The organism is Enterococcus sp. 3G6_DIV0642, from assembly GCF_002140635.1.
In the GTDB taxonomy this organism is placed as follows: Bacteria; Bacillota; Bacilli; order Lactobacillales; family Enterococcaceae; genus Enterococcus_D; species Enterococcus_D casseliflavus.
Genome location: NZ_NGLH01000001.1, coordinates 781,191 through 803,592 on the forward strand (window position 1 = coordinate 781,191; position 22,402 = coordinate 803,592).

Sequence of the window (22,402 nt, forward strand, 5' to 3'; positions counted from 1 at the left end):
GCGCTTGATCACGATCAAGTTTCTTATGCATTTTTTCACAAATGTCAAAGGTCAAATTGAATAAAAAAATTTCATGTGCTTCTTTTTATCCAGTCGTTGATTTTCCATAGTTAGGATAAACCTCTGAATTCTTTTGGTCAAGAAAAATTAAATTGTTATTTAAAAAAAATAATAAATTTCTGATGATAGCAAAAGCAAACATCATCATTCATTAATAATCTGAAAGGAATCCAACTACATTCGGTCAAGGGCATGGATGAAAGAGGGATCATTTCATTTAAATGAATGGACGTATAAAGATGGAAGAAACCCTTTCGAAAGGCTTTTCACTGGTGCTTGTTGGATAGATTTTTAAGCAAAGGAAACAGGAGAGTAGTCGTAGTTTTTTTGTTTTTTAAGAAAAATTTTACGCGAACATTCTTTCAAAGAAACACGAAAACAAAGTTAGCCGAATGCTTCGTTCCATCGAAATCACTCGTTTTTTTTCGCCAATTTATAGGAGGTGGGTGTTATTCGCTCAAATACTGGCCATAAAAGCAGATAAAAGACGAAGTTTCCGCTGGCATGGAAGAAATCGAACAGTAGTCCTTGAAGGTAATAGGCAAGAAACGAAGGAAACTGATAAAGCCAAACCTCCATCAACGAAACGATCAAGCCATAAAGAAGTCCGCAAAGAAAGGCAAAGAAAGCTTGCAAGAAGCGGTTTTTCTTGATGATCGTTCTTTTTCCAATCTGATGAAAAAGAATGATGGTGATAGTAAGTGCAGCAAATTGACTGATCGTCCAGGGACCCATGCCTAGATAGATATTTGTTCCGAGCAAACTTAATAAGGCAATCATCAACGCATCAGATAAACGGTAAGAAAAAGCCACTAAAAATAAAAGGGCACTCATAGGCTGAACGTTAGGGATAAAGACAAAAACTAACCGTCCAACGATACAAGCCGCAGTGATCAGTGCTAAATGAGAAATTCTTTGGATGGAAAATATCTTGGTTTGGGGAGGAAGCATGAAAATCGCCGTCTTTCTAATTGATAATCATTCTCATTATACATGGAAAATAATAAAATTCAAGATTGAAATACACATTATATAGTACGATAATAAAAAACGAGCACAATATGTTGTGTTTTAGAAGGCGAGGGAAAGAAATGGAATACAAAAAACAAACGATTGAGAAATTGAACGAGGATATCAAGTTGTTCCAAGAAGTTTCGGCGATCACACCAGAAATGACCCAAACATTTGAGGGAATCGCTCGTTTGATTATGCTGGATCGTTATTCATACAAGGATCAAACCCATCAAACATTGCGTAAGGATGATTTGGTGATTTTGACAACGAAAGCTGATCCTAAATATCCTGCAAGAGGAATCGGTGTGGTGAAAGCAATCGATGGGGAACTTGTCTCTATCGAAGTTGAAGAGGCCTATCGCTCAGCGTTAGAAGATATTGATGAACAAGCGAGTGGACTTGTTAAAAGAAGAAAAAGTGACATTGAAAAACCGTTAGAACTCTTTTTTGAGCAAGTGGCGCATCGTGTGGCCAAAGGGATTTCTGCCAACGAGTCCCATGACCAGGAGCGCTTCTTCGAGGCGTTTTACCAACAAATCGTAGCGCAAAACCTAATTCCTGCAGGCAGAGTACTTTATGGAGCAGGAACAAATTCTCAAGTTACCTACTTCAATTGCTTTGTGATGCCTTTCATTCATGATTCCCGAAAAGGGATTGCTGTTCATCGACAAGAAGTTATGGAAATCATGAGTCGAGGTGGCGGGGTTGGAACCAATGGGTCGACCTTGCGACCAAAATCAAGTGTGGTCCACGGTGTCAGTGGTCGGTCTTCTGGGGCAGTTTCTTGGTTGAATGATTTGGCAAACTTGACGAACCTTGTCGAACAAGGAGGTAGCCGCCGTGGAGCGCAGATGATTATGATGGCAGATTGGCATCCAGATATTTTTGCGTTTATTCTTTCTAAAATTCAAAATCCTGCTGTATTGCTTCACCTAAAAAAAACAATCACAAATGCGACGATCAAACAACTGATCAATGAAAAACTGCAATTTGACCCTCTGACAAAAATGGAAGAAAGAATGTTCACTTATCTAGCACAACTGCCTGAATCGTCAGATAAGGAACATAATGACATGATCCAAAAGGCAAAAGAAAAATTGCGCATAGGTGGCAGCTATACGGTGAAAGAAAGTGATTTCTTAACTGGCGCGAATATCTCAGTCTGCTTGACAGAAGAATTCATGGAAGCAGTGAAGACAGATGGGTGGTATGAGCTACGCTTTCCAGATATCGACAATTATTCAGAAGCAGAGATGGCGCAATATGATGCAAAATGGGCTGAAGTCGGGGATGTGCGAGAATGGGCAGCTACTGGCCATAAAGTCAAAACCTATCAAAGGATCAAAGCTCGTGAGTTATGGGAGTTGATTACTTTTTGTGCAACATATTCTGCTGAGCCTGGTATTTTCTTTATCGATAATGCCAACAAGATGACGAATGCTACAGCATACGGACAAAAAGTCGTGGCAACCAATCCGTGCGGTGAACAGCCCCTAACCCCTTATGCGGTCTGTAACTTGGCAGCCATCAATCTCGCAAACATGGCGGATCGCCAAAAGGGCACCGTTGATTTTGCCAAACTAAAAGAAACCGTGAAAACAGCGGTTCGTTTCCAAGACAATGTTATTGACGTAACGCCTTACTTTTTTGACAAAAATGAGCAGCAGGCGAAAGGGGAAAGACGTGTTGGATTAGGGATCATGGGCTTGGCAGATTTATTGATCTACTGCGGGAAAAAATACGGATCGGCAGAAGGAAATCAATTCGTTGATCAAATTTTCGAGGCAATGGCAGTCACTGCCTATGAGGCATCCATTGAATTGGCGAAAGAAAAAGGCAGCTTTCCCTTCCTGATTGGAAAAAATGACCAAGAGACGCAAGCGTTGCGGAAGAAATTTATCGATACAGGATACATGAAAAAAATGCCAGCGCACATCCGCGAAGGCGTGCTGCGATTCGGTATTCGCAACTCTCATCTTTTGACTGTTGCGCCAACAGGATCGACAGGCACGATGACGGGAGTTTCAACTGGTTTAGAACCTTACTACTCCTTTTCTTATTTTAGAAGCGGTCGACTAGGTAAGTTTATTGAAATCAATGCGGAAATCGTTGACGAATACCTGATGGATCATCCTGAACGAACCAAAGCGGAGTTGCCGGCATGGTTCATTTCCGCTATGGAGTTGACGCCCGAAGAGCATGTCGGTGTGCAATGCACCATTCAACGCTGGGTGGATAGCTCCATTTCAAAAACGGTCAATGCACCAAAAGGATATACAGTAAGCCAAGTAGCCAAGGTTTATCGAGATCTTTATGAAGGAGGAGCCAAAGGAGGGACCGTCTATGTAGATGGCAGCCGAGATTCACAAGTACTTACCTTAGAAGCGGTTGAAAATGAGCTGACCGCACAAGTTGAACCGCTACCTGTCGTTCAAGTAGATGAACCCGTCGCCTCTGGTGAAATCTGTCCCATCTGCCATGAGGGAACCATTGAGGAAATCGGCGGCTGCAGTACCTGCACAAACTGTAAAATCCAATTAAAATGCGGGCTCTAAGAAAAAACGAGATTGATAAAATAATTCTTATCCGCATACTGGATAGAAAAACGATTAGTATTTTGACTATTGGAGAGGAAGAAATAGATGAAAAAAGTATTTGTCGTATTCATGCTAGTGAGCACACTACTCGTCGCTACAGGATGCCAACAGGCAAGTGTAACGCCAGAAAGCACGCAGCAAAGTTCCTTGAAGCAAGAACAAGGAACAGCTACGATCGTCATCCAAAATCAAGAAGCTGTGACCTCAAAAGAAGTAACGTTCCGAGAAAATGAGTCGCTGCTGGAAGTAATGAAAGAAAACTTTGCGATCAAAGAAAAAGATGGCTTTATCACCTCGATTGACGGCATCAGTCAAGATCAAAAAGCCAATCTATTTTGGGTCTATACCGTCAATGACGAAATGACCGATAAAGGGGCACAAACGTTGATTTTAAAAAACAATGACACTATCAGATTTGATTTGAAAGCATTCTGATTTGTTTGATTCTAAGGATCTTTACTGGTACAAAAGAACTTGCACATAAAGACCTTTATCTATACAGATAGACTCTTGCGTTGATTTTGGAGGTAGTTTTGCATTCACGTTCTACTCAAGAGTCTATTCTTGTTTTTCTATCATAGTTTGGAGTGGTGGCTTATTTTATTTTAAAATTGGAATAATAGAAATAAAGATACCATTACATACATAAGTTTTAGCGATGATGTTTCTTTCGTATTTTGGCTTTCGTTCCTATTTTTTGTAGAAAATAATTTTTTTATAGTAGAGTGGAAATGGACAAAAATTTGATTTATCCGTTAGCTTAAGTGGCTAACGCTTCTATTCTCTAATATATGGTTTTACTTACTATTTTTCTTGAGATTGTTTCCCAATCTGCTTGTTGTTCATAAAAACAATGTTATCATTGTATCATCAGATGTGGGTGGCGAACAGTGGTCTAAAACATGAGCGTTGATTACAAATAAGGTTTTTTCGTTCTCTTTGTTTATTGATCAGAAAAGGTAGGAGGAGAATAATGGTTGAGGTACTTTTGATGTGTGGCGTTAGTGGTGCAGGCAAAACCACGTACTCAAAACAAAAAGAGCAAGAAGGCTATGTAAGATTAGCAATAGATGAATTGATTTGGGAAGACTATGGCGTTTATGGTGTTGATTACCCTTCGGAGAAATATGCAAAAGTTTCTTCATTATCTTCAGTTAAATTGAAAGAGCTTACAGTAAAGGCTGTTCAAGAAGGAAAAAACGTAGTTGTCGATTCTAGTTTTTGGGCTAAAAGTCACCGAGACGCTTATAGAGAACTACTGGCAGCATATGATGTGACGATTAAAGTAATCTATCTAAAAGCTGATTATGATACTTTACGAAAACGATTAGCGATCAGAAATAAAGTCCAAACTGCAAATTCCGCTTTTCCTATTACAGAAGAAATCCTTCAACGGTTTTTTTCAGGATTCGAAGAACCGGTAAATGAAGATGAGGTAGTGATCGAGCAAAAGAATATATGAAGTAGCCTCAAAACGTTTTTTACTCTTTTTCAATACAGTTAGTCTTATTACTGTGCAGGACACGAAGGACAGTCATGCTAGAAGCAAAATAGTGATTGGCAATTTCTTTTCTTGTTGCATTCTTCGATAGAAGAAATAATTTAGCGGTGACCATCCCAAATGAAGAATAAGAGCAGCTATTACGAAATTTGTATCCAATTGCTGATGAGAGGAATTAGATCAGCCAAAATTGTAAAAGAGGGTAAGAAATAGGAGAACTATTTTAAAATGACGATCGTCCCCTCAGAACCTTCAGAATGCAAATAGAATAAAATCAATTGATTGTATAGGTGAGTTATGAAAGTTCAGTATAAACTAATTTTTCTTTTTATATTATTTATTTTGATAGGGTTAGTTATAATTGGAGATCCTACAGATATTTTTTATATAGTGTTAAATTTTTCTCTTCCTGTGTTATTTATAGTTTTAAGATTGTTTTTTTCTGATGTGAAAAACAGGAAATTGTTTTGGCAAAAAAGGTCGCCATACTTTGGAGAGCAAAGAAGAAAAATAAATAAAAACATTTTAAATCTATTTTTTATAATAGGATTAGTATGGTTTATGTATTTAGTTTATCAATACCTGAATTAAAAAAACAAGGGACATGACATAGGTTAACTAGTTATGCTCCTTGTTTTATGGTGTTACGATAATTAGTGTTAGTGTAATATCCATGGATTTTTTGAAGAATACATGGAGATAATATAAGTAGGGGTTCGCGCCACGATTTACCTGTTCATTGGGTGTCAAACCCACTGACTAAAAGTTAGGTAATTTAAAGAAGTAAGATTTCTTATTCGAAAAATAAATTTATTTATGAGTATAGTAAGTGAAAATAGCGTTCAAATAGAGTATAATATGAGTATAAAAAACTCTTTTTGGAGGTGCGTTATGAAGAAGGAAAAAGAAAGAATTCAGATTGCGGTTGAAAAAGATCTAAAAATGGAAGCAGAAGATATTTTACATGATTTAGGAATGAATCCCACTACGGCAATTACTATTTTTTATAAACAAGTCATAGAAAAAGGGGGATTACCCTTTGAGGTAAAACTTTCTGAACAAACAAAGCAAGCAAGGCGAATTGCTAAGTTAGCGAAAAAATCTACTAATGTGACGAGGATAGATGATAATAAGGCTTTCGAGGCTTGGTTGGATGAAGATGAATAAAATAGTTTCAATGTATGTGGCTTATGTGGGTAAACCAGAAGGAAAAAGACGACCAGTTTTGATTATTGAGAATAGTGAAAATGAAGTTCTTTTTTATGCGATTACAAGCAAGTTTGAACACAAATCAGAGCGCATAAAAAAGCTTTATTTTTATATCAATGATTGGCAAGATTCAAATTTAAAAAAAGAGTCTTGGATTGACACAGGAACGTTATTCGTTCTTTCCAAAGAAAAAAATAGATTTTAAATATAAAGATATAGGGGAACTATCTCAGAAAGATTTGAATCGTTTAGAAGAGTTTCTTAAGGATCGCTCTTAGAAGAATGAACAGCATTAAAAATACACTACCTTTTCATTAGGACTAGGTAGTGATTTTTTTGATTTCATATCTAATTTGTAGTGGTAATAGTGAGAAAAAAATTACTGTAAAGGTTTTTGAACTAGCGAAGCACTCACTGAATTTATACAGAAGCTATTACTTCCACAAATTATCTGACTCAGTTAATTTATGGAAAAACGAAGCATTTCACGTGCAAAGAGTTCAGTCATCTCGTAGAAAAAAACTTTTCGAAAAGCATAGCTCTTACATACATCATTTAAATAAGAAACTTTTTGACAGCAAGGCATTTCTTCTTATTCACTTGGCAATAAATTAATTATAAACAAAAAAATGGAACAGCATAAATGTTTTCGAAATGCTTTCGCACCAACATTTACCTGTTCCGTGGGTTTGGCACCCAATGGGCCGTGAGGGGCTCGAACCCGCGACCCGCTGATTAAGAGTCAGCTGCTCTACCAACTGAGCTAACGGCCCGTACCAAAAGTACTTCATTATCTTAGCACTCCATTGTTGAAAAATCAATCATTCTTTTGAAAAAAATATGCGCTTTTTTCAGTTGAGAAACTGGCGTTATCTTAATAAAACACCATTTGTTTCCCAAATTCAAATGATAGGAAATTCTTAAAAGATTGATCAGATTGCTTTAAAAACTCAGAAAACCGTGATAAAATGTATCTAGTTATCAAAACTAGATGATTAGTTTGTGATAATCTAACCTTCTGTTCGTCAAAATGGAGGATGACATGGAAAAATTACAAGCAGACATGAAAAATTGGGGCAATTCATTGCTGAAATTCCACCTGCCGAGATGGGAAGAATTGCCAACGCTGGAACTGTATATGGATCAGGTGATCACATTGATCGATCAATATTTATCGCCGGTGATCCAAACGGAAAAGCATCCGCTATTGACCTCTTCCATGGTCAATAATTATGTCAAAAAAGGGATGATTCCAGCACCAGAGAAGAAACGTTACAATCAAAAGCATCTCGCATTTTTGATTGCGATCACGATGCTCAAGCAAGTGCTGACGATTCCTGAAATAAAGACGGGGATCCTTTTTCAAGGGAAAGTTGTCGGCATCAGAAATGCCTACAATGTATTTTGTGAAGAACAAGAAAAAGCGATCCACCTTGTCGGCAAAGAAGCGATGGGAGAACCCGAACAAATGACGTCGGAACCGATCCCGATTGAATTAGTAGCCATGAAAGGTGCGACGCGTTCCTTTGCCAACAAACTATTGGCAGAAAAAACGATTGAATTAGAAGTCATTTATTTAGACACACATAAAGGAGAAGCCCATGAATAAAGAGAAAATTGCCCTATTAGTTGATTCAGGTACCGATGTTCCCGCACAGATCATGGAGCAATACGGCATGTATATGCTGCCATTGCAAATTATCTACAAGGATCGGACCTATACCGATAAAGTTGATATTACTGCGGAAGAAATCTACGAGCGCTTGCCGCAAGAGATCCCTAGTACCTCGTTACCTGACGGTGCTGCGATCGGGGAAATCTTTGATCGGATCAAAGCCGATGGGTATGAGAAAGTCTTTGCCGTAACCATCTCCAGCGGATTGAGCGGAACGTTTAACGTCGTTCGCCTGTTAGGTGAACAACGGACGGATCTTGAGGTTTTCGTGCTTGATACGAAAAATATCGGAATCGGTGCAGGGCTGCAAGCGATTCGTGCAGCAGAACTGTTAGAAAAAGGCGTGACTTGGGAAGAACTGCGGGCACAATTAACGAATGAAGTGCCGAAAAACAAAGTCTTTTTCAACGTAGCTACCTTAGAGTATTTACAAAAAGGCGGCCGCATCGGTCTGGTCGCATCCATCTTAGGCAATGCCTTGAAATTGAATCCAATTATCTCTTGTAATGAAGAAGGGATCTACTATACGGTCGCAAAATCTCGTGGACGGAAGAAAAGCTTGGACAAAACCGTTGACTTGATCAAGCAATTCATCGGTGATCATCGCCATGTGCGTTTAGCCGTGGCGCAAGGTGATGCACTGCAAGAAGCCAAAGAAATGAAAGCACGATTAGAAGCCGAATTTCCTAAGGTCAAAGAAATCTTATTTGGACAAATCTCTCCCGCATTAGTCGTCCACACGGGTCCTGGGTTGTTAGGGATCGGTATCCAGCTTTTAGAAGAGTAAAAAAGAAAGGCCCCGTGCCTTTCTTTTTTTGTGCTTTCCTTAAGAATGATGCTGCGGTTTTTGGGAAAGATGAAAAGCCCGTTTAAATAATGTATAATAAGTAAGAAACCAAAAAAAATTGAGGTGACATTTTTGAAAAAGATCCTAGTCGTGGACGATGAGAAACCAATTTCTGATATCGTCAAATTTAATTTAACCAAAGAAGGATATGAAGTATATACCGCCTATGATGGAGAAGAGGCATTAGAAAAAGTAGCCGAGGTCGATCCTGATCTGATTTTGCTTGATTTGATGCTGCCAAAAATGGATGGGTTGGAAGTTGCACGGGAAGTGCGCAAAACCCATGACATGCCGATCATCATGGTCACAGCCAAAGATTCTGAAATCGATAAAGTACTAGGCCTCGAGCTTGGTGCGGACGATTATGTAACCAAACCATTTTCAAACCGGGAATTGGTGGCCCGTGTCAAAGCCAATCTGCGTCGCGGCTCGGCAGCTGCGAAGGAAGCAGACGATAACGCCAACAGCGAATTAACGATTGGTGATTTAACCATTCATCCTGATGCGTACATGGTCACTAAAAATGGTGCAGCCATCGAATTGACGCACCGAGAGTTTGAATTGATGCACTACTTGGCAAAACATCTTGGTCAAGTGATGACCCGGGAGCATTTATTGCAAACGGTTTGGGGTTATGACTACTTTGGTGATGTTCGGACCGTTGACGTGACGGTGCGTCGTTTACGTGAAAAAATCGAAGACAGCCCGAGCCATCCAAATTATTTGGTTACTCGTCGCGGAGTGGGCTATTACTTGCGGAACCCAGAACAGGAATAAGCTATGAAAAATAAAGTTCGCTTTTTTCAATCGGTGAACTTCAAAATCGCCCTGACTTTTATCTTGATCTTATTGATTGCGATCCAGATTATCGGGGCGTATTTTATTCGCGAATTGGAAAGAACAACGGTCGATGCCTTCAAACGCGACATGGAGGCACGTGCCAGCACGTTAGTGGTAACATTAGGCTCTGAATTGAGTCGAATGGATAATGATGACGGTTTAGATTGGGATTCCATGAATGCTTCCTTGAATCGAATCTTAACGAGTACCAACTCATCGGAAATTTTGGAGATGCGGGTGGTGGATGAGCAAGGGATCATTCGTGCAACCACCAATATCAATGATCGTGGCTCGGTGGGAGAAAAAAATGATTACCGTGATTACGATACGAACCGCAGTGAAGTCCTCTATGATGAATCCAGCGGCCAGCGGGTGTTCAATATCGTGCAGTCGATCCAATCACCGACAGGGGATACCGTTTTAGGAACCCTTTATTTACGGAGCAATCTTGAGTCAAAATACAATGAAGTCAGTACGACGGCGGTCATTTTTGTTACCGCCTCGCTGATTGCGGCAGTGATTTCGATCATTGTGGCACTTTTAGTCTCTCGTTCCATCACCCAACCGATCGGAGAGATGCGCGAACAAGCGATTCGCATCGCCAAAGGGGATTATAGCCGCAAGGTCGCGATTCATGGAAAAGATGAATTGGGGCAATTGGCGGAGACCTTTAATCAATTAGGGGAACGAATCGAAGAGACTCAAGAAGCGATGGAGTCCGAGCGAAATCGCTTGGATAGTGTCTTGTCCCACATGACAGACGGGGTTGTTGCCACCGACCGACGAGGCAAAGTCATTACCATCAATGAGATGGCGATGTCCTTGTTAAATGTCAGCAACGAAGAAGCGATCGGGCAGTCGATTTTGACGTTATTGGAAATCGATGAAGAATACACGTTACGAAAGCTTTTGGAAAATCCTGAAGACATGCTGTTGGAGCGTCCTAGCAATGATTTGACGGGAACAAATATGATTTTGCGCATCGATTTCTCCATGATTCGTCGGGAGTCTGGCTTTATTTCTGGGTTAGTTGCGGTGATGCACGATGTTACAGAGCAAGAAAAAAATGAACAGGAACGGCGAGAGTTCGTTTCCAACGTTTCTCATGAGTTACGGACACCATTAACGAGTATGCGCAGCTACATCGAAGCGTTGAGTGAGGGTGCTTGGAAAGACCCAGAAATTGCGCCGAACTTTTTGAAAGTGACGTTGGATGAAACGGATCGAATGATTCGGATGATCAATGACTTGCTGAGTCTGTCGCGGATGGATAGTGGCAATTCGCAACTGCAGTTGGAATACATCAACTTCAATGAAATGGTCAATTTCGTGTTGGATCGTTTTGACATGATGGTGACGAATGAAAGCAAAAAATACTTGATTCGTCGGGAGTTCACTAAACGAGAATTGTGGGTGGAAGTCGACACCGATAAAATGATCCAAGTGATCGATAACATCATGAATAATGCCATCAAATATTCGCCAGATGGCGGGATCATTACGGTGAAATTGATGGAGACCCATAACAACATCGTACTTAGCATCAATGACCAAGGACTAGGAATTCCGAAAAAAGATCTCACGAAGATCTTTGATCGTTTTTACCGAGTCGACAAAGCTCGTGCCCGTCAGCAAGGAGGTACTGGCTTAGGATTGGCGATCTCACGAGAAGTCATCAAAGCTCATGGCGGTGCGATTTGGGCGGAAAGTCGAGAAAATCGCGGGTCAACATTTTACATCATGTTGCCGTATGAACCGTATGAGGAGGATTGGTGGGTATGAGAATCTCAGAAAAAATCATTCGTGTAGGCTTGATCGTAATGATCGCCTTGAGTTTTTATTTCTCCTATATGATTTGGCTGAATCCGACTGGGTTCAACAATGCCAGCACGGAAACAGATACCGGCGTCAATCCTTCGGTTCAAACCTACAAACAAAAAAGCGATTTGTTTTTGCCCCTGTATTTGACTTGGAATGACGAGGACGCGATCAAAGAAACTAACTCTGAAGCGGTGATTCGAGAGATCCAAGAGGCGATCAATGAGGCAACGATCAGTGATTTGACACTGCGAACCTATGGCGAGGAACAAGCTTTTTCAAAAGCCCAAGAAGTCAATCAAGGGGTGTCCTTAAACTACTATACAACGTTTTACTTGAAAGATTATGAGAAAACCTTTGAAAAAGAGCTGTCCTTAGAGGACGAAAGTGAAACAGAGGATTTTCCGTTTTCCCGCATCCAGTTTGACCTTGAAGAAAACACGATCCAATTTGTTGATTTTACCCATCAACGAGTGGTGCGAGGCAAAATCGACTGGGACAAAAGCCAAGTAAAACACTTACTAGCAGACAACCCTCGGGAATGGACGACAATGGCGGCAGATGAAGAACGATCCAGCAAGCAATATTATACGCAGGATTCGATCAAGCTGAAAAAATACAGCTACTATTCTTCGACCCAATCTCAGAGCTTGTTTCGAGAAGCCTTTTTCAGCAATCCTAAAAACGTCAAGATCAATGATGAAAGTGTCGATACCTACTATTATGAAGGTGGGCAAAACATGACGGTCTTGCAAGATCAGCAGCAAGTCAAGTTTGAAACTACCACAGATGGTTCCGATGAAACGGATCTGGCGATGTTGAGTGCGGATTATATTATTCGTTTAGGCAACAATTTTGGGACGATCCGCTATTTTGATCAACAAGACAAGCACTTGGATTATCGGGTCTTCGTTGAAGGCTATCCAGTCTTTAGTACTGGTGGTCAAGGGGTGATCAGTGTGGCTTTTTCAGAAAGTGGTCAGACCGGCAGTCGGGAAATGACGATTTCTGCCAGTTTGAACGCGATTCAAGTGCCGATTCCTTCTGAAACCGAGATTGAATTGCCCTCTAGTTTGTCGGTCAAAAATGAGCTGATTGCGGCAGGGGCTGATCCTGAATTGTTGCAACAGATCATCGTTGGCTATCAATGGGGGGAGATCAAAGATGCACCACTCGTTGATTTGACGCCTGCTTGGTATGTCAATTATGACTCGTCTTGGATCAGTTATGATGCATTAATGACAAAATTAGCAGAAACGGAGGAGAATTAATTGGATTTTAAACGAATCGAATGGATTTTTTTCCTCGCTTTTCTTGGTCTGAACGTCTTTTTATTCAATGTTTACAGTGAGGCTCGCAGCGAGCATCAGATGGTTTCACAATCAAACCAAACGATTCCTATCGAACAACGCCTCGAGTCTGAGGACATTCGGTATTCTGGCGAATTATCAGATGAGGTCTTGAGTGGCTATTATTTGAGCGGTGAACAGACGGATTTTGATGTGGAGCTACGAAATCCGCAACTCAATACGCAGTTCAAAAGAGGGTCGACGGTCAAAGGGCAGCAGTTGATCCATGTCTCAACCAATGGCTTTTACATCAGTGATGATTCCCAAACGGAAGAAACCGTCAATGGTTTTTTGCAACGAAAAGATCAAGTCCTGTTTGGGGATGAATATGACTATTTGGAAAACCTCTCTGTCTTGAACGCCAATCATCCGACCGTGGTGGCGGTTCAATCCTATGAAGGCATTCCTTTCAATGACAGCTCAAGTCGAATCGATATCACCTTAGAACAAACGGATGATCTATTGCAGATTGCCCGTTACACGCAAACACATATCTCCAATATTACGCCTCTAAGGGAAAAGATGACGGTCTATTCAGAAAAAGAAGCAGTAAATACGCTTTATCTAAACAACAAGCTGCCGAGTCACTCGAAAATTCTCTGGACGGAATTAGCCTATACGATGATTTTGAAGGTTAGGGAAAAAAATGTGTACATTCCTGCATGGTTTATTGCGTTCCAATTAGATGGCGATGACACCATCCAAATCGAAACGGTCAATGCCTTTAGCAATCGGATCATCACGAATAATGCCGTTCAAAAGGTAGAAAATCCATAAAAAAGCGGGTATAATGGAACTCGTTGAAACAACCAGAGAGGAAGTCACGTAAACCATGATGAAGGAAAATGCCTTTCAAGTAAGTATTCTAGCCAGCGGAAGCTCAGGAAATTCGCTCTATATCGAAAGCAATAAAAAGCGGATCTTAGTGGATGCCGGTTTGAGCGGCAAGAAGATCACTTCATTATTGGATGAAGTAGGGCGTAAACCAGAAGATTTGGACGCCATTCTTGTGACCCACGAACATCGAGATCATATCCACGGTGTCGGAGTACTGGCGCGAAAATACAAACTTGATGTCTATGCGAATACAAAAACATGGCAAGCGATGGATCCAATGATCGGTAACGTCGCTGTCGAACAAAAACATATCTTTGAAATGGGAAAAGTGCTGACCTTGGGTGACTTGGACATTGAAAGCTTTGGCGTCTCTCACGATGCTGCAGCGCCGCAATTTTATCGTTTCCATAAAGACGGCAAATCATTCGTGATGTTGACGGATACCGGTTATTGCAGCGATCATGTACGAGGCATTATCAAAGGCGCCGATGCGTACCTTGTGGAAAGCAACCATGACCTAGAAATGCTGCGAATGGGCCCTTACCCATGGAGCCTCAAACAGCGAATTCTTGGAGATCGTGGTCACTTATCGAATGAAGATGGCGCTCTGGTCATGACGGATATCTTGACCGACAATACCAAACGGGTCTATCTTGGTCATTTAAGTAAAGAAAACAACTTGAAAGAGTTGGCGCACTTAACGATGGTCAACACCATGAAAGAACATGATCTAGGTGTTGGAGAAACATTTGAAGTCTATGATACCGATCCTGACAAAGCGACGGAGTTATTTGCAATCTAATCGATCAACAAAGGATAAAATTGTCGGGTGGAGGCAGCAGGTATGTTTGATGAAGAAAAAATCAAGCGTCTGAACGAGCTTGAAATGGCTGTTTATAAGTACATTGTCCAGCATTTTGAAGAGATCGATCAACTGACGATCCGCGAATTGTCAGCTGCATGCCATGTCTCGACCTCGACGATTTTACGATGTATCACGAAATTAGGCTATCGCGGGTATTCAGAGTTAAAGTATGCGATCTGTCAAAAAAAGGAACAAGATGCACGAGCGTTTGATCTTTTCTATGATGCAACGATCCAAGTCAATACATTCTTAAAAAAAGTCAATAATGAAGATTACCGTAAGTTTATCCAGCCAGCGGTAGAACTGATTCTTTCCGCACGCCATGTGGCGTTTTCAGGTATCGGCACAAGTGGCATTCTTGGCACCTATGGCAGCCGCTATTTTGCTAATTTAGGCATCAATGCCTATAGCATCGTCGATCCCTTTTTGCCAGTACCGCCTCGTGGGATGGAAAATACGTTAGCGATCATTTTATCAGTTTCGGGGGAAACCATTCAAATGATCAAGCAAACGGAGGACTTCAAACGGTATGGGGCAAAAGTACTCAGTATCACCAATGATGAAAAATCGACGATCGCCCAAATGGCAGATTACAATATTTCCTATTATATGCCCGTCGTCAGTGGGGGAAAAGAAGTCGATTTGAACCTGACGACGCAAGTCCCGGTGATTACACTGATCGAACTTTTAGCCCATCAAGTCTACAAGCAAATCTAAGTGATCGTAAAAAAACAGCTTCGGCTGTTTTTTTTGTTGGAACATGTTTCATAACTTAGAAAAGCTATAGGCAAGGGGAATATTATCCATTAAGATTTATTTGTAAGCGAATTCACTGGCCAGTGGATAGAATTTTATTTTAGGAGTGATGTGAGATGAACGAATGGATCAATGAGAAATTATTACCCCCAATATTAAAATTTGTCAATACGAAAGCAATCACTGCATTAAGAAACGGTATGCTCTATACGATGCCCTTTTCAATCGTAGGATCGATTTTCCTACTATTAGCAAACTTTCCCGTCCAGTCGATTGCGGATTGGGTAACGAATAGCGGCTTAGGTGAATACTTCAACCAAGCCTATGGCGCCTCTTTTGCAATTATGGCCTTTTTCGCCGTAATGGGCATCGCCTATTCATATGTAAAAGCAGAAGGTTACGAAGGACTCCCTGCAGGAATGATTGGTTTAGTTATTTTCTTATTAACTATGGAGTCAAGTGTGATGGATGCTGAAGCAAATGTGACCATCGCAAATGTCATTGATAAGACGTGGACCGGTGGACAAGGCATGATCAGTGCCATCTTAGTGGGACTTTTTGTGGGTTGGGGCTATACATGGTTCTTGAAACGCGACATCCGAATCAAACTGCCAGAGCAAGTACCCACCAATGTCGCAAACTCATTTACAGCATTGATTCCAGCCGCTGTTTTGACGACCATCGCATTAGGCATTTATATTTTCTTTGATAAAGTTTTTCAAACAACCGTGGTCGAATGGATCTACACCGTGATTCAAAGTCCAATGCAAGGGGTGACGGATTCCCTTGGTGGTGCAATGATGCTAGGCTTCTTAGTGCCATTCTTGTGGTTCTTTGGGGTTCATGGTTCGACGATCGTGGGCGGGATCATGGGACCAATTTTACAAGCCAATTCATTAGCCAATACGGCTATTCTTGAATCTGGTAAAGCATTGACATTAGAAAATGGCGGACACATCGTGACCCAGCAGTTTTTGGATCAATTTATGACGGTAACTGGGGCAGGAATGACGATTGGGATCGTACTATACATGGTGGCTTTTGCCCGTTCGGCGCAGTTCAAACAATTAGGACGTCTTTCCTTGATTCCGGCATTCTTTAATATCAATGAACCAATTATTTTTGCGACACCGATCGTCATGAACCCAATCATGGTATTACCATTTATTTTGACACCGATGGTTTCAGGCGTGATCACGTATTTTGCACTTTATACCGGTATCGTACCGCTATTTACTGCTGTGCAAGTTCCATGGACGACCCCGCCGATCATTTCAGGTTTTCTAGTAGGTGGCATTCGGACCGCTATCTTACAATTTGTTGTTTTAGCAATCGGCTTCTTTATTTACTATCCTTTCATTCGTAAGGTCGATAGTTTGAACTATAAACAAGAAACAGAGATTGTTTAATACCAAGGAAGCAGGTTGAATAGAAATGAATAAACTAAGAAGCGATTTTTTATGGGGTGGCGCAGTCGCTGCTCACCAATTGGAAGGCGGCTATCGTGCGGGTGGAAAAGGCGTGAGTGTCGCTGATGTCATGACAGTCGGAGGCAACGGAATTCCTCGCCGAATCACGGAAGGTATCCAACCGGGCGAAAGTTATCCCAATCATGAAGCGATCGATTTTTATCATCGGTATCCTGAAGACATCAAGCTTTTTGCCGAATTAGGGTTGAAGTGCTTCCGAACATCGATTGCCTGGACCCGTATTTTTCCAAAAGGTGATGAACGCGAGCCGAATGAGGAAGGATTGGCCTTTTATGATCAATTATTCGATGAGTGTTTACGCTATGGCATTGAGCCAGTCATTACCCTGTCACACTTTGAAATGCCTTATCATTTAGTTACCGAATACGGAGGTTGGCGTAACCGTAAGTTGATCGATTTGTTTGTCCGCTTTGCAGAAGTTTGTTTTACGCGCTATCAAAAGAAAGTGAAGTATTGGATGACTTTCAATGAAATCAACAATCAAGCAAACTATAAAGAAGATTTTGCGCCGTTTACCAATTCCGGTCTGTTCTTTACGGAAGGAGAAGACCGAGAAAAAGTCATGTACCAAGCAGCTCATTACGAGCTCGTTGCCAGTGCAAAAGCGGTGGCGCTAGGACATGCGATCAATCCTGCGTTTCAAATCGGATCGATGATCGCGATGTGCCCAATCTATCCGTATTCTTGCGATCCCAAAGACATGATGGCAGCCACGGTGGCCATGCAGCGCCGCTATTGGTTTTCAGATGTTCATGCCCGTGGGCACTATCCGAGTTATATGCGCAGCTATTTTGAGAGAAAACAATTTGATTTAGATATCACCCCTGAAGATGAAGCAGCTTTGGCAAAAGGCTGTGTTGACTACATTGGTTTTAGCTACTATATGTCTTTTGCGATCAAAGGCAAGGAGAATGATCCAACCTATGACTATGATGAGAGCCAAGATCTGGTGGGCAATCCTTATGTCGATGCTTCTGAATGGGGCTGGCAGATTGATCCCGTAGGCTTGCGCTATGCCATGAACTGGTTTAACGAACGCTACGAATTGCCGCTTTTCATTGTAGAAAATGGCTTTGGTGCGGTGGATACGGTGGAAGAGGATGGACAGATCCACGATGACTACCGTATTGACTACCTAAAAGCCCATATCGAAATGATGAAAGAAGCAGTAGCTTATGATGGCGTCGACTTATTAGGTTATACACCGTGGGGCATCATTGACTTGGTTTCTGCGGGGACAGGGGAAATGAAGAAACGCTATGGTGTGATCTATGTGGACAAAGACAATGAAGGAAATGGAACCCTTGCTCGTCGGAAGAAAGATTCATTTGCATGGTATCAGCAAGTGATTGCGTCCAATGGCACGAAGGTATAAAGAAAAAAACGTTACGCAAAATTTCTGCGTAGCGTTTTTTCTTTAGGGCATTTGGATATAGCCGTAATGAAGCAATAACTGAATAATAATAACTAAAGTGTTCATTCCCACATGGGTGATCATGGAAGTCCAAATACTGCCGGTCAAAGCATAAAGCCCAGAAAAGAACAGTCCTAAGAAAATATAGACTAAGAGATGATTGTCATTGTGGGCAAAGGCAAAGGCTACGGCGCTGACCACTACACCAACCCAAACATTGCTGTATTTCCCAATGATGCCAACTAAGGCTCTGCGGAAGACAAATTCCTCCATAATTGGCCCACCGACCATTGCTGCGAGAGCAAAGAGTGGGTTTTGCACCACGATGGCAATGATGTTTTCGGTATTTTGCGAAGCGCTGACTTCTCCGAAAAAGGATTCGATAAAGATGGCTAGATTTTGCAACAAAATCGCTGCGACAATGCCGGTTAGCCCGTAAATAAGAATCGCTGAGACTTTGGTTTTTTTGTGTTCAAACGATAGCGGTTCTGTTTGTTTGAAATACAAGAAAAACATGATCGCTGCACCAGCTAAGTAACCGATCGTTGTTGCTGCTACTTGATGTCCGCTAGGGACGAAGGCGATCGGTAGAAAAAAGACGATGCCGTAAGTAAGAATCGTGGACAAAGAATATTTTGATAAAGACATAGTTGTTTCCTCACACTCCTTTGCTTCATTATAGACTAGGTTGCTTCTAGAAACAAAAAATCCTACTATATTTATCAATCAATTAGAAATGCAAAAAAAATTTAGCAAAAGGCTTGCAAAAATTTGGGAAAATGAGTAATATTGAAACTGTAAGTTAGCACTCGATACAAGAGAGTGCTAATGCTAAATTCTATAACATTCATTGGAGGGATTTATCGTGTTAAGACCATTAGGTGATCGTGTGATTATCGAAGTCGCAAAAGAAGAAGAAAAAACTGTAGGCGGAATCGTGCTTGCATCAGCAGCAAAAGAAAAACCACAAACGGGTACCGTTATTGCAGTCGGCGAAGGACGCACGCTCGAAAACGGTGAAAAAGCTCCTGTTGCTGTCAACGTTGGCGAACAAGTAATGTTCGAAAAATACGCTGGCACAGAAGTGAAATATGAAGGAACAGAATATTTGATCGTTGCTGCAAAAGATATCATTGCAGTAGTAGAATAAGAAAAATAAAAAATACTTGAGGTGATGAAATCATGGCAAAAGAAATCAAATTTGCAGAAGACGCACGCGCAGCAATGCTTCGTGGGGTAGATAAATTAGCAGATACAGTAAAAGTAACCTTAGGCCCTAAAGGTCGTAACGTGGTTTTAGAAAAATCTTACGGTTCACCATTGATCACAAATGACGGTGTAACGATCGCTAAAGAAATCGAATTAGAAGATCATTTTGAAAACATGGGCGCAAAACTTGTTTCTGAAGTCGCTTCAAAAACAAACGATATCGCTGGTGACGGAACAACGACTGCTACGTTATTGACACAAGCAATCGTTCGTGAAGGATTGAAAAATGTCACCGCTGGTGCGAACCCGTTAGGTATTCGTCGTGGGATCGAAATGGCAACAAAAGTGGCTGTAGAAGAGCTACACAACATTTCATCAATCGTTGATTCAAAAGAAGCAATCGCACAAGTTGGTGCTGTTTCTTCTGGTAGTGAAAAAGTTGGTCAATACATCGCTGATGCAATGGAAAAAGTCGGCAATGACGGTGTTATCACTATTGAAGAATCAAAAGGGATCGAAACAGAATTAGATGTTGTGGAAGGAATGCAATTTGATCGTGGGTACTTATCACAATACATGGTAACTGACAACGATAAAATGGAAGCAGCGTTAGAAAATCCATACATCTTGATCACTGACAAAAAAATCTCTAACATCCAAGATATCTTGCCATTGTTAGAACAAATCTTACAACAATCAAAACCATTATTGATCATCGCTGATGACGTTGATGGCGAAGCATTACCAACACTTGTCTTGAACAAAATCCGTGGAACATTCAACGTTGTCGCAGTGAAAGCACCAGGATTTGGTGACCGTCGTAAAGCAATGCTAGAAGACATTGCGATCTTAACTGGTGGTACAGTGATCACTGAAGACTTAGGTCTTGAGTTGAAAGATGCAACCATCGATAACTTAGGTCAAGCAAGCAAAGTGGTTGTGGATAAAGACAACACAACGATCGTTGAAGGTGCTGGTGAAAAAGAAGCAATTGACGCACGCGTTCAATTGATCAAAAACCAAATCGCTGATACAACTTCTGACTTTGACCGTGAAAAACTACAAGAACGCTTAGCAAAACTTGCTGGTGGAGTTGCAGTGATCAAAGTTGGGGCACCAACTGAAACTGAATTGAAAGAATTGAAATTACGTATTGAAGATGCATTGAATGCAACACGTGCCGCTGTTGAAGAAGGCATGGTCTCAGGTGGGGGAACTGCCTTAGTCAATGTCATCAACAAAGTTGCAGAAATCGAAACAGATGGCGATGCAGCAACAGGTGTCAAAATCGTTTTACGTGCCTTAGAAGAACCAGTTCGTCAAATTGCTGAAAATGCAGGCTACGAAGGTTCAGTGATCATCGACAAATTGAAAAACGCTGACTTAGGCGTTGGTTTCAATGCAGCAACTGGCGAATGGGTAAACATGCTAGAAGCTGGGATCGTTGACCCAACAAAAGTGACGCGTTCTGCATTACAAAACGCAGCTTCTGTTGCCGCATTATTGTTAACAACTGAAGCAGTCGTTGCCGACAAACCAGAACCAGCAGCGCCAGCAGCTCCTGCAATGGACCCATCAATGGGTATGGGCGGCATGATGTAGTTATAATAAAAGAACCTCTATTTATAGGGGTTCTTTTATTTGTTTACTATTAATTTTATATAAAAGGGGCAAAAAAGGGGCAAATTACAAGTTGTTTAATCGATCGATAACTTGTTCTTTTGATTTTTTGGTTACATGATTATAGATTGATAAAGTCGTGTTAGCATCTGAATGTCCGACTCTTTCCATTATAGTTTTTAAAGGAAGGTTTAGTTCAGCTAGTAAAGAAATATGACTATGTCTGAATATGTGAGAGGATAAGTTTTTATCCCATTTAAGTTCGTCCTGTATCCGATGCAGTACCATATTAAAGCTATGGAGAGACAGCGGAGTACCTCTAGACGATTTAAATATATAGTCCTCATTACTTTGGGAGCCGAATACTAAAGAGTTGTGTTCTATAACTTCATTCACAATTTCTACTGCCCTATTAGGCAGAGAAACTATTCTTTTAGAATAGATATTCTTAGGTGAAGTTTTTACAGCATCTTTCATTTTTAAGAAAGAATAGTCCAATGTGCCGTTAATATCCAAAGTATTCCCGTCAAAGTCCTTTATTTGTAATGCCTGTAACTCTCCGTATCTTAGACCTGTTAAATATAACAACTCTGCAATGTTAGCGTGCAATAATCTTTTAGTAGATTTCCTCATATATACAAGCAACTCTGTCATTTCGCTTTGATCAAGGTATTTTTCATCCATGTTCTTTTTTCTTTTTTCTTCTTCAGTTTTTTTTCTTTGAATTTTGACATTCAGCGCTAAATTTTGTTTAATATACTTTTTCTCAACTGCATAACTCAACATGAGTGAAAGGGTCGTCTTGGTCTGTTTCGTATAATTCAAGGATAGGTCACCGAAAGTATACATACTTTCGGTAATACTACGAATCATATTCTCGTCTATATTTCGAACTAGAACATCGTCAGTTATAACTTTTTGAATATGTTTCATCATTTTTGGAACTTTGGTCCAGCTTGTTCTTTTTACATGCTGTTGATAATAAACAAACCACTCTTCATAAAGCTCTTTGAAAGTAATGTCAGATTTATCATAATTAATCAAAGCTTCCGCTATTTTTTTGTCTAATATTTTCTGTGCATTCTTCCAGGCTCTGGATGAATCACTAGTTAGAACAGTACTAGTCTTTTTCCATTTTTCTGTATATGGATCTTTATATCTTTCAATGAATTTATATCTTCCGTTGCCTAAAGATTCGCTCCACATTGTGTGTACCTCAATTCTTTGTTACAATAGGCATGACTAAATAAGCCTATCGTTTATTTTGTTTTGCACGCCTGTCTTTGGTCGGAGGGGCGTGT

Annotated in this window: 20 protein-coding genes and 1 tRNA gene; 17 read left to right on the top strand and 4 right to left on the bottom strand. The window is 40.8% G+C overall.

The genetic code is table 11. The annotated features are described in order from the left end of the window. Positions 1–471: 471 nt before the first annotated feature. A complete protein-coding gene (locus A5878_RS03735; RefSeq protein ID WP_086294632.1) occupies positions 472–1,011 on the bottom strand; it encodes a hypothetical protein in 540 nt (179 codons plus the stop codon). Positions 1,012–1,151: 140 nt separating this feature from the next. Between A5878_RS03735 and A5878_RS03740 the strand changes: the two genes are divergently transcribed. From A5878_RS03740 to A5878_RS03765, 5 genes are all read left to right on the top strand, one after another. Next, complete coding sequence (locus tag A5878_RS03740; protein WP_086294633.1) at positions 1,152–3,629, top strand: vitamin B12-dependent ribonucleotide reductase; 2,478 nt, start codon at positions 1,152–1,154, stop codon at positions 3,627–3,629. Positions 3,630–3,716: 87 nt separating this feature from the next. Then, entirely contained in the window at positions 3,717–4,106 is a 390-nt protein-coding gene (locus A5878_RS03745) for a DUF4430 domain-containing protein (RefSeq protein WP_086294634.1), read from the top strand. Positions 4,107–4,644: 538 nt separating this feature from the next. Beyond that, positions 4,645–5,133, top strand: coding sequence for an ATP-binding protein (locus A5878_RS03750; protein WP_034868317.1), 489 nt, complete (start codon positions 4,645–4,647; stop codon positions 5,131–5,133). Between the two features lie 930 nt (positions 5,134–6,063). Beyond that, complete coding sequence (locus tag A5878_RS03760; protein WP_005225277.1) at positions 6,064–6,339, top strand: type II toxin-antitoxin system RelB/DinJ family antitoxin; 276 nt, start codon at positions 6,064–6,066, stop codon at positions 6,337–6,339. Continuing rightward, entirely contained in the window at positions 6,332–6,586 is a 255-nt protein-coding gene (locus tag A5878_RS03765) for a type II toxin-antitoxin system PemK/MazF family toxin (protein ID WP_240937516.1), read from the top strand. Before A5878_RS03760 ends, A5878_RS03765 begins: the two co-directional genes overlap by 8 nt. Before the next feature lie 495 nt (positions 6,587–7,081). Here the strand turns inward: A5878_RS03765 and A5878_RS03770 are convergent. Next, positions 7,082–7,154, bottom strand: a tRNA-Lys gene (locus A5878_RS03770). Positions 7,155–7,423: 269 nt separating this feature from the next. On the opposite strand from A5878_RS03770, the gene A5878_RS03775 reads away from it, so the two are divergent. The 10 genes from A5878_RS03775 (at position 7,424) to A5878_RS03820 (ending at position 18,233) form a co-directional block, all read left to right on the top strand. Then, on the top strand, positions 7,424–7,990 hold the full coding sequence (locus A5878_RS03775; protein ID WP_034858210.1) for a DUF1836 domain-containing protein: 567 nt from the start codon (positions 7,424–7,426) through the stop codon (positions 7,988–7,990). Then, positions 7,983–8,843 carry a DegV family protein gene (locus A5878_RS03780; RefSeq protein WP_005225280.1) on the top strand — a complete coding sequence of 287 codons (861 nt, stop codon included), beginning with the start codon at positions 7,983–7,985 and terminating at the stop codon, positions 8,841–8,843. Before A5878_RS03775 ends, A5878_RS03780 begins: the two co-directional genes overlap by 8 nt. A 132-nt stretch (positions 8,844–8,975) precedes the next feature. Continuing rightward, complete coding sequence (gene yycF, locus A5878_RS03785) at positions 8,976–9,680, top strand: response regulator YycF (protein ID WP_010747607.1); 705 nt, start codon at positions 8,976–8,978, stop codon at positions 9,678–9,680. 3 nt (positions 9,681–9,683) lie between these two features. Continuing rightward, on the top strand, positions 9,684–11,525 hold the full coding sequence (gene walK / locus A5878_RS03790) for a cell wall metabolism sensor histidine kinase WalK (protein ID WP_005225283.1): 1,842 nt from the start codon (positions 9,684–9,686) through the stop codon (positions 11,523–11,525). After that, positions 11,522–12,832 carry a YycH family regulatory protein gene (locus A5878_RS03795; protein ID WP_086294636.1) on the top strand — a complete coding sequence of 437 codons (1,311 nt, stop codon included), beginning with the start codon at positions 11,522–11,524 and terminating at the stop codon, positions 12,830–12,832. Before walK ends, A5878_RS03795 begins: the two co-directional genes overlap by 4 nt. After that, the gene (locus A5878_RS03800; RefSeq protein ID WP_005225285.1) at positions 12,833–13,687 is read left to right on the top strand and encodes a two-component system regulatory protein YycI; all 855 of its coding nucleotides are present in this window, start codon (positions 12,833–12,835) and stop codon (positions 13,685–13,687) included. A gap of 55 nt (positions 13,688–13,742) precedes the next feature. Beyond that, positions 13,743–14,549 (top strand): MBL fold metallo-hydrolase, encoded by an 807-nt coding sequence (locus A5878_RS03805; RefSeq protein WP_005231151.1) that lies wholly within the window; start codon positions 13,743–13,745, stop codon positions 14,547–14,549. A 42-nt stretch (positions 14,550–14,591) separates the two neighbouring features. Further along, positions 14,592–15,329, top strand: a complete 738-nt coding sequence (locus A5878_RS03810) for a MurR/RpiR family transcriptional regulator (protein ID WP_010747610.1) — start codon at positions 14,592–14,594, stop codon at positions 15,327–15,329. Positions 15,330–15,484: 155 nt separating this feature from the next. Further along, complete coding sequence (locus A5878_RS03815; RefSeq protein WP_086294637.1) at positions 15,485–16,777, top strand: PTS sugar transporter subunit IIC; 1,293 nt, start codon at positions 15,485–15,487, stop codon at positions 16,775–16,777. Positions 16,778–16,802: 25 nt separating this feature from the next. Next, a complete protein-coding gene (locus A5878_RS03820) occupies positions 16,803–18,233 on the top strand; it encodes a 6-phospho-beta-glucosidase (protein ID WP_086294638.1) in 1,431 nt (476 codons plus the stop codon). 42 nt (positions 18,234–18,275) lie between these two features. Here A5878_RS03820 and A5878_RS03825 read toward each other — a convergent pair whose 3' ends face one another. Then, positions 18,276–18,920 carry a CPBP family intramembrane glutamic endopeptidase gene (locus A5878_RS03825; RefSeq protein ID WP_005225290.1) on the bottom strand — a complete coding sequence of 215 codons (645 nt, stop codon included), beginning with the start codon at positions 18,918–18,920 and terminating at the stop codon, positions 18,276–18,278. Between the two features lie 217 nt (positions 18,921–19,137). Between A5878_RS03825 and groES the strand changes: the two genes are divergently transcribed. After that, positions 19,138–19,422, top strand: coding sequence for a co-chaperone GroES (gene groES / locus A5878_RS03830; protein WP_005225291.1), 285 nt, complete (start codon positions 19,138–19,140; stop codon positions 19,420–19,422). 32 nt (positions 19,423–19,454) lie between these two features. Then, on the top strand, positions 19,455–21,083 hold the full coding sequence (groL, locus tag A5878_RS03835; RefSeq protein ID WP_005237384.1) for a chaperonin GroEL: 1,629 nt from the start codon (positions 19,455–19,457) through the stop codon (positions 21,081–21,083). Positions 21,084–21,167: 84 nt separating this feature from the next. On the opposite strand, the gene A5878_RS03840 is transcribed toward groL, so the two are convergent. Then, positions 21,168–22,307, bottom strand: coding sequence for a site-specific integrase (locus tag A5878_RS03840; RefSeq protein ID WP_086294639.1), 1,140 nt, complete (start codon positions 22,305–22,307; stop codon positions 21,168–21,170). Positions 22,308–22,402: the final 95 nt, after the last annotated feature.